The sequence below is a fragment of the Epibacterium sp. HA2-3 genome, from assembly GCF_055693725.2.
In genome coordinates this window covers 1,729,688-1,742,668 of sequence record NZ_CM172490.1, presented here as the reverse complement: position 1 = coordinate 1,742,668, position 12,981 = coordinate 1,729,688, and the positions used below count along the sequence as shown (strand labels likewise).

General features: G+C 61.8%; 11 protein-coding genes. 4 read left to right on the top strand and 7 right to left on the bottom strand.

The genetic code is table 11. From position 1 onward, the window contains the following. Window positions 1–89: 89 nt before the first annotated feature. The 7 genes from ACZ1HH_RS08110 to ACZ1HH_RS08080 form a co-directional block, all read right to left on the bottom strand. Window positions 90–770, bottom strand: a complete 681-nt coding sequence (locus ACZ1HH_RS08110) for an orotate phosphoribosyltransferase (protein WP_472636340.1) — start codon at window positions 768–770, stop codon at window positions 90–92. Between the two features lie 76 nt (window positions 771–846). Then, the gene (gene pyrC, locus ACZ1HH_RS08105; protein ID WP_472636339.1) at window positions 847–1,887 is read right to left on the bottom strand and encodes a dihydroorotase; all 1,041 of its coding nucleotides are present in this window, start codon (window positions 1,885–1,887) and stop codon (window positions 847–849) included. Between the two features lie 42 nt (window positions 1,888–1,929). Further along, entirely contained in the window at window positions 1,930–2,925 is a 996-nt protein-coding gene (locus ACZ1HH_RS08100) for a phosphoadenosine phosphosulfate reductase (protein WP_168610568.1), read from the bottom strand. Between the two features lie 149 nt (window positions 2,926–3,074). Next, a complete protein-coding gene (locus ACZ1HH_RS08095; protein ID WP_472636338.1) occupies window positions 3,075–4,208 on the bottom strand; it encodes a glycosyltransferase family 2 protein in 1,134 nt (377 codons plus the stop codon). Window positions 4,209–4,210: 2 nt separating this feature from the next. Then, on the bottom strand, window positions 4,211–6,574 hold the full coding sequence (locus tag ACZ1HH_RS08090; RefSeq protein WP_487320235.1) for a glycosyltransferase family 2 protein: 2,364 nt from the start codon (window positions 6,572–6,574) through the stop codon (window positions 4,211–4,213). Further along, window positions 6,574–7,233, bottom strand: coding sequence for a sulfotransferase (locus ACZ1HH_RS08085; RefSeq protein WP_011539100.1), 660 nt, complete (start codon window positions 7,231–7,233; stop codon window positions 6,574–6,576). The genes ACZ1HH_RS08090 and ACZ1HH_RS08085 overlap by 1 nt, the downstream gene beginning before the upstream one ends. Before the next feature lie 10 nt (window positions 7,234–7,243). Next, complete coding sequence (locus ACZ1HH_RS08080; RefSeq protein WP_168610564.1) at window positions 7,244–8,266, bottom strand: glycosyltransferase family 2 protein; 1,023 nt, start codon at window positions 8,264–8,266, stop codon at window positions 7,244–7,246. 262 nt (window positions 8,267–8,528) lie between these two features. On the opposite strand from ACZ1HH_RS08080, the gene ACZ1HH_RS08075 reads away from it, so the two are divergent. From ACZ1HH_RS08075 to ACZ1HH_RS08060, 4 genes are all read left to right on the top strand, one after another. After that, on the top strand, window positions 8,529–9,443 hold the full coding sequence (locus ACZ1HH_RS08075; protein WP_472636337.1) for an AAA family ATPase: 915 nt from the start codon (window positions 8,529–8,531) through the stop codon (window positions 9,441–9,443). 63 nt (window positions 9,444–9,506) lie between these two features. Next, a complete protein-coding gene (locus tag ACZ1HH_RS08070; protein ID WP_472636336.1) occupies window positions 9,507–10,790 on the top strand; it encodes a vWA domain-containing protein in 1,284 nt (427 codons plus the stop codon). A gap of 130 nt (window positions 10,791–10,920) precedes the next feature. Continuing rightward, window positions 10,921–11,934: an XdhC family protein gene (locus tag ACZ1HH_RS08065; protein ID WP_472637314.1), complete on the top strand. Its 1,014-nt coding sequence runs from the start codon at window positions 10,921–10,923 to the stop codon at window positions 11,932–11,934. Further along, window positions 11,931–12,956 carry a molybdopterin-binding protein gene (locus ACZ1HH_RS08060; RefSeq protein WP_472636335.1) on the top strand — a complete coding sequence of 342 codons (1,026 nt, stop codon included), beginning with the start codon at window positions 11,931–11,933 and terminating at the stop codon, window positions 12,954–12,956. The genes ACZ1HH_RS08065 and ACZ1HH_RS08060 overlap by 4 nt, the downstream gene beginning before the upstream one ends. Window positions 12,957–12,981: the final 25 nt, after the last annotated feature.

Below are 12,981 nucleotides of genomic sequence, written 5' to 3'. Positions count from 1 at the left end.
GCGCGTCAGCCGCGAGATATGGATAAGGCCGCTCCGATTCGGCGCGGCCTTATCCACAGATGACAGATGCCCTGAAGGACAGGTTTTCCTCAGGTCTTCTTGTTGGCCTCTTGCCAAGCGCGCGGATCACGCAGGAATTTCTCTACCTCGTCAAGGGTTTCGGTGCTGAAGGCAGCTTGTGCGCGCGCCTCGGCCAGCACATCCCACCAGGTGCAGAGATAATGTAGCTGCACGCCGTGATCACCGAGCGTTTTTGTGGTCTCGGGGAAGATGTCATAATAGAAGATCACCGCTGTGTGCCCGCAGGTGGCACCGGTTTCGCGGATCGCGTCCACGAAAGAAAGCTTGGAGCCGCCGTCGGTTGTCAGATCTTCGACCAGCAGGACGCGCTCGCCCTCGGAGATGGCGCCCTCAATACGGGCATTGCGGCCATAGCCTTTGGGTTTTTTGCGCACATAGGTCATTGGCAGGGCAAGGCGTTCGGCCACCAACGCGGCAAAGGGTATGCCTGCGGTTTCGCCGCCAGCGATATTGTCGAAGGCCTCAAAGCCTGCGTTGCGCATCACCGTGACAGCCATGAAATCCATCAGGGTGGAGCGGATGCGCGGGAAGGAAATCAGCTTGCGGCAGTCGATGTAGCTCGGCGACGGCAGGCCCGAAGCCAGCGTGTAGGGTTCATCGGTGTTGAAGTTCACCGCGCCGATTTCCAAGAGCATGCGGGCAGAGAGGCGAGCGATTTCTTCGGCGGAGGGGTAGGAGGAGGGGATCATGGCGTATCCTTCGAGAGCAGAGTGCCAGAGGCGCGGGCGGGAGCCACCGGCGGGGATATTTATCGAGAAGATGAAATTAGGCGACAGTCCAATGGACCGGGAACCCCGGATCAAAGACGGTCACCGGGCCGTCCTGCGTGTCGATCTGCGCCGGAAAAGCGACGGGGGTGTCCTGTTTCACAAGCGTGATCTGACCATCGTTTTCGGGCAAGCGATAAAAGGCTGGGCCGTTCTTTGAGGCAAACCCTTCTAGCTTGTCGAGCGCACCGTCTTCTTCAAAGACATGGGCCAGCAAAGCCATGGTGTTGGTTGCAGTGAAACAGCCCGCGCAGCCACAGGTCTGGAGCTTGTTGGCATCGGTGTGGGGCGCTGAGTCGGTACCAAGGAAGAACCGCGCATCACCGGAGGTCGCAGCTTGGCGCAGGGCGAGGCGGTGCTCTTCGCGCTTGGCGACAGGCAGGCAGTAATAGTGTGGCTTGATCCCGCCCACGAGGATGTGGTTGCGATTGATGATCAGGTGGTGCGTGGTGATTGTCGCGCCAAGATCCTTGTCCTGCGATCGCACATAATCCGCCGCGTCCTTGGTGGTGATATGCTCCATCACCACACGCAGGCCCGGTGTGGATTGGCGGATCGGGTCCAGCACGCGATCGATAAAGACGGCCTCGCGGTCAAAGATGTCGATGTCGTGGTCGGTGACCTCGCCATGGGTGCAGAGCGGCAGGCCGATTTCGGCCATTTTCTCAAGCACGGGGCGAACCTTGTCGAAATCGCGCACACCGGACGAGGAGTTGGTGGTGGCGCCAGCGGGGTAGAGCTTGACGGCTTTGACCAGACCTGAGGCATGAGCGGCTGCGACATCTGCAGGGTCCGTGTCCTCGGTGAGATAGAGCGTCATCAGGGGCTCAAACGTCATGCCCTCAGGGAGTGCGGCAAGAATGCGGTCGCGATAGGCGCTGGCCTCGGCGCCGGTGACAACCGGGGGCACGAGATTGGGCATGATGATGGCGCGGCCAAAATGGCGGGCTGTCTCCGGCAGCACCGCGCGCAGCATGTCGCCGTCGCGCAGATGCAGATGCCAGTCGTCGGGGCGGGTGATCGTCAGGCTCTGGGTCATGGCGCAGGCGTTAGCACAGCCCCATGAACTTGGGAAGGCAGCTTAGAGGCCGTCGTCGCCATGTGGCGGATCAGGGGGCAGAGCGGGACCCGGCGGCATGCGGAACTCTCCCTCGGCAGCGCGGCGCTCCAGATCCCGTAGGCGGCGTCGGAAACGCGGCATGCGACGCCGGTCGTTCACATTGCGGCACAGAAGGATGTTGAGATAGGGACGCTCAAGATAGTCGAGCCGGTTCAACACGTTGCGGAGGTAAACGTTATTGTCGCGCCGCGCCCGGGCAAGCCTGTAGAAGGCCTCTGCGGTGAGACGACCGCTGCCCGCGAGCGACATGATCCGATAGAGGATGTCCATCTCGATGAGGCGGGTCTGAATGGCTTCGCCCATACACGGCAGACGCAAGCGGGTCACATTGGGGCGCGCAAAGAGCGCGGCATGCATGGCGTCCAGCGATTGATAGGGATCATAGAGCACAAAGCCCCGTTCGGCCGCATCCAGCATATCCGGCGCGTAGCCGTAGCGATCCGTAAAAGAGGTGCGGCGCATCTCGACGAAGCGGTCATCCCATTCGGTCATCCGTGGGTCAAGCGTCGCCTGCGGCTGGATGGCCACCACGGTGGCGCCGGGGGCTGCCACCGAATAGGCCGCTGCCGCATAGCCACAGGGGCCTGCGCCATAAAAGACCACGTTGTCAAATTCTTCAAAGAACCCGTCGTCGATCAGCTGGTCAAAGAACCCGTAGATCCGAGGCTCTCGAAACCAGGTATCGCCGTCCGAGATCAGGCACAGATGCGACCAGCCGAGGTTCTTGACCAGATCAAACCCAAGCGGCTGCGCGGTTTCGGAAAAGCTCTCGATCCCCTGGCGGCTCTCGAACGTGACGAGAAGCGTGTTGCCTTGGTCAATGAAGGTCGCAAAATGGCGCTCTCCAAGCGGCTGGTACATGCCGTTTTCTTCGGCCATCTCTGCCAGACGTGCCTGCCATTCCGCAGGTTTGAGGCCTGAAAGATCCTGCTCGAGAATATCCGTGTCGTCTTGCATGCGCGCCACCTGCCACACCTTTTTCGGTCTTGCTCGGGGTCACATCTAGGCTGAGATTGAGGCTAAATTTAGAAAAACCTTGGCCCAATTGTCGGCCATTGTTGCTCAGTCGGCGATAATCCGACCCAGGGCAGGGCGAGATCAGCGGGCTAGTCCTTGTCGGGCAGGGGGCTTGTGTTCGGGCTGTCACCACTTGGTGTTTCACCCGGTCCGGTGTCCTTCTTGACGCGGATCCTGCGCTGGTTTTGGCGTCCAAGGGTGGCAAATCCGGCCAGGGTACGGCCCGTGACCTGGCTGATCGGGCGCGAGGGAGGCGTCATCATGAGACGGCCAAAAAGTGCGCGGTAAGGTTCTTCGCGCATCAGTTCCATAAAGCGGTCCTTGCGCCATTGCACGGCACGCTCATGAAGTTTGCGCAGAGCCTCGTCAGCCAAGAACAGGTCGAGGATCGCATCGCGCGCCGCCCGGTAGCGCCTGATCGAGGTGTCCTCGTCCGTGTTGAAGTTGCGCTCCACCCAGTAGTCGACATCCAGAAGATCCTCTGAGTGCACCGCGCGTCCCCGGTTGGCCTTGAGAATATAGCTCTCCATTGCGCCGAGCGGATAATGATTGAGTTGCGCCAGCTGGTAGTTGTCCTGACCGTAGTTCGAGAACACGCGCTTGGTCTTGAAATCGCCCATCAATTCGCGCCCGACGCAGTCGAACCAGCGATATTGGTCGCGGGCGGCTTCATCCTTCACGTTGCGTGGGCGGTGGATACCGATTTTGCGATACACGCCTGAATTGCGATAGAGCGTTTTGAACATCGACGCGCGCCAGGGCCAATGCATGACTGCGGGCGCGGCGCGGGTGAAACGATCGGTGACACGCTCGCCCTCGTAGCGGACCTGATCCGCATTGCCAAAGAGCCGCCATGTCAGCGTGATGGCATCCGCCTCTGGCAGCGCTTCCAGGAGGTCCGAGATCTGTCCGCGTCCTGTGTGGATGTTCACGAACTCATCCACATCCAGCGCCATGATCCAGTCGGCGCGTTTGGTGAGGCGATGCTTGTCTGCGCGTTTCATGGCGGTGAACTGGATGCCGCCCTTGTCGAAGGGACCGGTATTTTCCACATGCGCCAGATGGCCCATCTCATCGAGACGGGTCAGGACCTCGGCGGTGGGATCGTCACAATCGTTTGAAAAAACTAGGAAATCCGTAAATCCGACCGCCTTGTGGTGCGCCAGCCATTCGAGCAGAAAGGCCCCCTCGTTGCGAACTGTCAAAACGGCCAGCGTGCGCATGGTCAGCTCTCCAGATCCAGCGAGAGCGCCCAGGCCACGCGCTCTGTTGCGGGAATGTCGATCTCCAGCGCCTGCTGATAAAGCGCTTCGAATTCCTCCTGCTGGTGCAGCTCTGCCGCCTTGGCGCGATGCCACGCCAACCCCGCCTCGTGGAGGGCGCGCAGGGGCTCATCTGCGAGCAAGCGATCCATCTCCGCCTGCATCCTAGGCAGGTTGCGCTGGATGGTGATGTCGCGATGGTCGTTCCAATCCATGCGGATCCAGTAGTTGAGCCCGATCGAGCGATCCACATGCAGCGCCCGCCCGCGCTGACGTTTCACAAGGAAACTCTCTGCCGAGCGCAGCGCATAATGATTGAGCTGCAGTAGATCATAGCCGATGGACTTTTTCGAGCTGCGCCAGCCGTTGTCGATCACCTCATGGGTCATGTCTTCACCAGAACCATTGACCCATTTCACCTGCGCGCGCTTTTCCTCCTCCAGCTTGTTGGGCCGGTGGCAAGAGATTTTCTGATATGCGCCAATGGTTTTGAACATGGTCTTAAAGCCCCAGACGGTATGGGGCTTGGGGCAGAACTTGGGCGCGCAGCGATCAAATTGTGCAATCACCGGGCGGTCGTTCAACGTGGTGATGCCGTTGTGACCAAAGAGCCGCCATGTCATCGCGACATTGGTGGCATCTGGCACATGGTCGAAGAAATCAGCCAATGTCCCATTGCCGCAGCGCACGTTGATGTACTCATCTACGTCGATGTGGATCACCCAATCGGCCTGTTTGATCACTGGCTCTTTCAGCGCCTGATTGAGGGCGTATTGCTGGGGCGAGTTGCCTTTCCAATTGTCGTTGTTGCGATGCTCAAGGATGCCAAGCGCCTGCAACCGATCAAGGAGCTCTGCGGTGCCGTCGCTGCAGCCGTTGGTGTAGATCAGGAAATGATCCACCCCGATCATGCGGTGATAGGCGACCCACTCAAGGATATAGGGGGCCTCATCCTTCATGCAGCCGACGATGACATTGCCGCTTTGCCCCTTTGGCAGGATGCGGGGGGGCACCTCTGTGTAGGGCGGTCTTTCGGCGGTCTCATCCACACGACCCAGCCGGTCGTGTGGCTTGAAAGTCGAGCCCTGAAGCATCGCAAAATTCTTGAGCGCAAGCGGGGGCATCAGGCGCCGAGCCTTGGCTGTGGGGGCGGCACCTTCTGCACTCTGCTGCGCCGCGCGCGCGCTCTGGTGCGCCTTGAGGTCTCCCTCGCGTGCGGCGCGCTCTTCATTGGTGGCCTTTTCGATCCGGTAGAGGAAGGCGAGGAGATACTGCGAGGCGCGAAACCCCTGTAGTGGGGGGGCCTCTGACCAGTCTTCGGTGGGGGTCTCGATCGCAAAGACATCCTGTGATAGCGCCGCATGTTCTGCACAGAGTTGGGCGTTCTGGGCCGCAAAAAACCGTGTCACCGCGCCCAGTCTGGCTGGGTCCAACGGCGGACCATCGACCTTGAGGTCCTGGATCATCTGCCGCCACAGCTTGCGTGGCAGGATATGGTTGCCCTGTGCCAAAAGCCGCAAGAGCAATGCGTTGAATTGCCGCCCACGTGTGAGCCAGGCGGCGGGGATTGGCCTGCTGCGTTTGGCTGGATCCACCCGGCCAATCTGTTCCGCAATGCCAAAGGCCTCACAGACCTCTTGCGTCACGTCCGCACTGTCAAAGACCTCTGCTCGGTAGCTGCGGAAGGAGACCGTTCCGGCGCCAAAAACCTCCTCCCAAAATCCTTGCAAGGCCTTGAAATCGAGCCAGAATGGCGCGCCTTGGGTTTCCTCGAACTGACCTGCCTGCGGATCAACCGGTGGCAGGGTGTCAAGCGCCGCCGACCACCAGCTGTCTTCGCGGGTCAGTTCGACCTCGCGCGAGAGGCTGGCGGCGCGCCCCTCAAAGACTTGTTCTGCAAAGACATCCGCGAGCATCCGCGCCTGTGCCTCGACATGGGCAACGATCCGAATGTCATCCGAGAGCGGCGCCAGCAGAGCCTTCAACCGTTCCAGCTCGCTCTTGCGCGACAGATGCGTTCCGAGCTGATGCGCGCTCAGGATGAGCGTGTGGGGCTGATACTGGGTGATGTCGCGCGAGAGGCTCTCCTGCAGGGTTGCGCGCAGGTCCGCCTGTTTTTCCGGACTGATGAAGCCGCGATTGTAGCGCAGCGGGTCAACATGCTCGGGATCGCTCACGGCCATGAACAGGCGGGTGTGGTTCTTGCTCCCCGCCGCTCGCGGCACCAGAATTCCGCGTGCGCGCAGCTGGTCGCGCTTGTCGGCCAACACCGCCTGTATCCGCTCCGATCCTGCGCGGTGCAGCCCGATATGAAGATAGATCCGCATCAGCCTGCCTCGTCCTGTCGTCTGCCGCGCCCGCGCGCGGAGGGCCCTTCTGGATTGATATTGGACTGACCCCACCATGGCAGAGGACGGCCCAGAAAACGCGCCAGCTTGTACTGCGCATCCGGCGCGGCGACATCGAGTTCAAGGTACAGCGGGTCATTGCGAAACCAATGCGCCAGCGCCTCGTAGTGGCCGTCGATCCAGATCATCTGCTCGTCGATTTCGTGCCCGTATCCCACCGGCAGGCCCGGAACCGTCGAGAGCGGGAGCCGCAGCTTGCCCAGGTTGTTCCAGCGCATGATCGAATGCGCCATCTGCTCGGTGTCGCGCCGTGTGGCCACAAAGCACAGTCTCGGGTGCAGCTTGCGCAGCGCCAGAAGCATTGCGTGGTCGCATTGCGGCCAGACCGAATTGCCCCCGTAGATAAAGCTCACCTCGGTGAGCGCATCATGCGTGTTGAGCAGCGCCAGCGGATCGCCGTATTTATAGAGCCCCTGATACATCAGGTCACCGACAAAGACCCGGTCATCGGGGTCGTCGGGGTCTTCTTCGGATTTTATCCGGTGATCGGCCACGGAATACCCCGCGCGGGTCAACGCGTCCTTGAGCGTCGTGGTGCCGGATTTCGGCAGTCCCAGATTGATGATCTCCACAGTCATCGCCTCCGCCTCACATCAGACCCAGCCGCATCAACATCGCTTCTTCTTGCGGCGGCAGCGGAGAGGCTTTTTGCAGCTGGGCGCGCATCGCCTGATACGCGGGCTGCGCCAGCAGGGCATCGCGTTGGGCGAGGTGCGCGGCGACGCAAGCGTCGTGCAGACGGGCAATTTCGGGATCTGATTTCATCCCGGCAAGCGCAGCCTTCAGGTCTGGCAGCAGCCGCAGGATCGAGCGATCCTCCCAGGACGGGTCATTGCGCTCGCGCCAATAGGTATCATCAAAGGCACGGTTTTCGCGGTTCACATCGCCGCGGTCGTTCTTCACCAGATAGCTGTCGAGTGAGCGCAGCGCATAGTGATTGAGGGTCGCGAGCTGCCGCGCGCCTTTGGCGGGGAACTTGCGGATCCGGCGCGGGTTGGCGGCGGTCAGAAACTTTTGCGGGACCTGCCTGCCGCTGCCATCGCACCAGCGCGGATGCGTCTTGGCGGACTTGCTGACAAAGGGACGGTGGGCACCGTAGTATCCCAAGGGAAAATCGCGCCGCGTCAGGGACTTCACTTCGATCGCGGTTTCCCCGCACCAGATGTCAGGGTTATGGCTCCGGGTGAATTGCTCGATCACCGGGCGATCCTCAAATCTCTCGATCCCGGCGTTGGCAAAGAATTGAAACGTCACAGAGATCGCCGCCGGGGAGTGGCAGGCCTCGATCAAGGCGGGGATGCTGTGATCGCCCACATGGATGTTGAGGAACTCATCCACATCCGCAATCCAGATCCAATCGGCCTGCTGAACCACGGGCTGATGGGCGCAGTCCTTCAGAGCCTCCATCTGATAGGCGCGCCCTTTGGCCGGGTTCGGCAGATGGCTGAGCCCACCACGTTGCGCCAGCGCATCCAGGAGCACATCACTCCCGTCCGTGCAGTCGTTCGAGTAAAACAGAAAATCCGTCACGCCAATCAGGCGATGATAGGCAATCCATTCCAACAGAAACGGACCTTCATTCTTGACGCAGGTCACTGCGGTAATGCGCATCTGTCCTGTCCCTCGTTCTGCTCCTGCCGGTTGCGCCCGGATCAGGTGCCTGCGGCGCTGCGCGGTCTTTGGCCGATCCTGCCCCAAGCTGGGGCTTTGGTCATCCGGCGCGCGCACCTTGTCGCACCCTCCATGCGCTGACGTCAATTGGCCGAACACGCTTTGCGCCCAACATGTTGCATGCGCTCTGCGGTCACACTGCTTGACGCTGAGGGCTCCTCATGCCCTCTTGGGACGAGCAGTGCGCAAGGCGGGGGATCTCATGACAACAGCAGGGTTTCAATCCATCGACGCGGTTCAGTCCGAGCTGTCCGAGGCGGGCTATGTCTGCGGGCGCGCCCTGGCGACGGTGGTGTTCCTCTCCACACGCCTTGGACGGCCCTTGTTCCTTGAAGGTGAGGCCGGCGTCGGCAAAACCGAGATCGCAAAGGCGCTGGCGGCGGTGACGGGCCGGCCATTGATCCGGCTGCAGTGCTACGAGGGTCTGGACGCCGCAAGCGCCGTCTACGAGTGGAATTTTGCAGCGCAGATGATGGCGATCCGTATGGCCGAAAGCGCGGGTCAATCTGACCGCGAGGCGTTGCAGGCCGAACTCTTCTCGCAGGACTACCTGATCGCGCGCCCCCTGTTGCAAGCCATGCAACCCGATGCGCGCGGCACTCCCATTCTTCTGATTGATGAGTTGGACCGCACCGATGCTCCGTTTGAGGCTTTTCTCCTTGAGGCCCTGTCAGATTTCCAGGTCACGATCCCGGAGCTTGGCACAATCAGGGCCCCGGAGCCGCCGATGGTGATCCTGACCTCGAACCGCACCCGCGAGGTCCATGATGCGCTCAAACGGCGCTGCCTCTATCATTGGGTGGACTACCCAGATTTTGACCGTGAACTGGAAATCCTGACGGCTCAGGTGCCAACGGCAAGCGAGGCCCTCAGCCGCCAGGTGGTCGCCTTCGTTCAGAGTCTGCGCACCGAGGATCTCTTTAAAAAGCCCGGGGTTGCAGAGACAATCGACTGGGCCAACTGCCTGCTGGCGCTGGATGTGGTGAATCTCAGCCCCGAGTCCATCGCCGACACGTTGGGCGCACTTCTGAAATATCAGGATGACATTGCGCGCCTGCAGGGATCAGAGGCTAAGCGCCTTCTGGATGAGGCCCGTTCCTTGCTTCAGGAGCACTGACATGAGGTTTCTTCTAACGCCAAATATCCTGGGGGTCTGGGGGCAAAGCCCCCAGCGAGGCTGATGGTTGAATACCCCTCGCTTGCGATCTCGGACGATCCCAAACTCGCCGCGAACATCACCCATTTTGCGCGAGCTCTGCGCAAGGCCGGACTCAATGTTGGTACCGGGCGGGTGCTCGATGCGATCAGGGCTGTTGAGGCCGCCGGTTTCACGTCGCGGCGCGATTTTTACTGGACCTTGCACGCGTGTTTTGTCTCCCGTCCCGAAGATCGCGTGGTCTTTGGGCAGGTGTTTCGTCTCTTCTGGCGTGACCCCCGGTTTCTGGAACATATGATGGCGGCGATGCTGCCCGCGATCCGAGGCGTACAGCAGGAGCGCGCGGCCAAACCTGCCGAGACCCGTGCTGCCGAGGCATTGCTGGATGGGCAGCTGCCAGACCATCCCGAGGAGTCACCCGAGGCCACGGACGAAGCAGAGGAGATTGAAATCGATGCCGCAATGACCCTCTCGGCCGAAGAGCGGCTCAAGACCCTTGATTTTGAACAGATGACCACCGAGGAAATCCAGCAGGCCAAGCGGATGCTTGCCACACTGAGATTGCCGATCGCGCCCCTGAAGACGCGCCGCCATCAACCTGCGCCGCAAGGCGCAAGGCCGGATTGGCGGCGTACGATGCGTGGTGCGGGCCGCACCGGCGGCGAGATCGCGCGCATCGCCCGCAGTAAACGCGCCGAGCGGTTTCCAAATCTTGTGGTTCTCTGCGACATTTCCGGCTCCATGAGCCAGTACAGCCGCATGGTGCTGCATTTTCTGCATGCGGTCGCCAATCGACCCCCTGACGGGCGGCAGGGGCGCTGGGCGCAGGTGCATGGTTTCACCTTTGGCACCCGGCTCACCAATATCTCGCGACATCTGAAGCAACGCGATGTGGATGCGGCGCTCGCGGCGGCGGGTGCCGAGGCGCAGGACTGGCAGGGAGGGACGCGGATCGGTGGGTGCCTGCACGCCTTCAACCGGGACTGGTCGCGCCGGGTCATGGGGCAGGGGGCGGTGGTGCTCCTAGTGAGTGATGGGCTGGACCGCGACGCCCCAGAGACCCTGGCGCTGGAGATGCAGCGCCTGCGGCTTTCTGCAGGGCGTCTTGTCTGGCTCAACCCTTTGCTCCGGTGGGATGGGTTCTTGCCACGCGCCCGCGGCATCCAGGCGATGCTGCCCCATGTGGACAGCTTTCGCGCAGGTCACACTATTGCGTCGCTTGAAGATCTTGCGCAAGCGCTCTCGCGGCCGGATGACACTGGCGAAAAGCTGCGCCTGATGGCCATGATGCAGGAGGAACGCGCGTGAGCGAGCGTCTTGGAGCCGCCTCGCGCAGCAGTGCCGCACGATTTGGCCTTGCACTTCGCGCCCGTCGCTCCATGCTTTGTGCGAACCATTGGCCACTGGCACCGGGATCTCTGACATGACAATTGCTGGCATGACATCTGGCACACTCTCCAATGCAGCCGAGGGATCGCTCTCTCGTTTTGACGCGGCCCCTGAACTGGCCCTTGCATGGCATCGCGCGGGTCAGGGCGCTGTTCTATGTACGGTTGTGCAGACCTGGGGATCCGCGCCGCGGCGCACCGGTTCGCAGCTTGTGGTCGGTGGCGACGGGCGCATCGAGGGTTCCGTGTCTGGCGGCTGCGTCGAGGGCGCCGTCGTCGTTGAGGCGCAGGACGCGTTGGCGCAGGGCTGTCACAAGCTGTTGGAATTCGGCGTGAGCGATGGCGACGCCTTTGCGGTTGGACTGGCATGCGGCGGCACCATCAAGGTTCTGTTGGAACCTGTGGGGTCCGTATTGAAAGAAGAGACGCTCGACGCGCTGGTGACGGCCCGCAGAGAAAGAGAGGCGGTCGCCTATGAAGTGAGCCTGAAAAGCGGCAAAGGCCGATTGGTCGAGGCGGGCGCCTATCCCGAACGCCTGCGGATGGATCGCTCCGGGGTGGAGGAAGACGGCAATACCTTTGTTGCCGTGCATAACCCGCCCCTGCGCTTGATCGTGGTCGGAGCCGTCCATATCGCTCAGGCGCTTGTCCCCATGGCGCAGATCGCGGGCTATGATCCGGTTGTGATCGAGCCCCGCGCGGCCTTCGGCTCTGAAGAGCGGTTTCCCGGGGTGCGTATTCTCGAGGATTGGCCGGATGACGCGGTGGCCCAGATCGGCTTTGACAGCCGTTGCGCCCTGGTCCTGCTGACCCATGATCCCAAGCTTGATGATCCGGCGCTGATGGCCGCGTTGCGGTCAGAGTGTTTCTACATCGGCGCACTTGGCTCCAAACGCACGCACGGGCAACGCCGCGAACGAATGATTGAGGCCGGATTTGGCACTGCTGACATCGCGCGCATCCATGGCCCGGTCGGGTTGGACATCGGCGCCGCCAGCCCCTCGGAAATTGCGGTGTCGATCCTTGCCGAGATCACAGCAGTGCTGCGGGGCAAGGCGGAATGAAATTCGGACCCGTACCCTTGCGCGTGGCGCTGGGCACGATTGCGGCACATTCCATTCGCGCAGCCGCACGTCCCTATGGCTCCAGGCGGGACTACAAGATTGCAAAAGGGACCGAGCTGACCGCAGATCATATCGAGGATCTCGAGGAGCTAGGGCATCAAGAGATCATCGTCGCGCAGCTGGAGCCCGGTGATGTGCATGAAGATGCCGCGGCGCTGCGTTTGGCACAGGCTTTAGTGCCGGACCCCGAGGGTCAAGAGCTGCGTATCTCCGGTGCGGGCGCGGGGCGCGTCAATCTCTATGCGCGGGGCGCGGGGGTGGTGCGGCTTGATGCGGCGCAGGTTGCAGCGGTGAACGGGATAGATCCGATGATCACCGTGGCAACCGTGCCAGACTATCACCGCGTCGATCCCGACAGTATGGTCGCCACGATCAAGATCATTTCTTATGCGGTGCCGGAGGCGCATCTCGCGCAGGCTGTAGTCGCTGCCAAGGCAGCCATGCGCGTGCTGGCGCCGGCCTTTGGCACCGCGACCCTGATCGAGACCCGCATCACCGAAGAGATTCCATCCGACAAGGGCCGCGCGGCGATGGCGGGGCGGCTGGATCGGATGGGCATCACGCTGAGCCCGCGCGTGGTCAAGCCGCATCGAACGGCCGAGATCGCTTCCGCACTCCGGGACGCTCCGGGGGAGGTCCTCTTGGTGCTCACGGGCTCTGCGACCTCAGATCCGCAGGATGTCGCGCCCGAGGCGCTCCGGATGGCGGGAGGGGAGGTCACGCGCTTTGGGATGCCGGTTGATCCCGGTAATCTGCTGTTTCTTGGGCATCTGGGCGAAAAGCCCGTGATCGGCCTGCCGGGCTGCGCGCGATCGCCCGCGCTCAACGGAGCAGATTGGGTGCTGGAGCGGGTGGTCTGTGGCCTAGATGTGACCTCGGCGGATATTGCGGCGATGGGGGTAGGGGGGCTTTTGAAAGAGATCCCAACCCGGCCAAGACCGCGCCGCAGCGCAGCAGAGTAGGCGGATCCGAACCGCGTCGCATAAA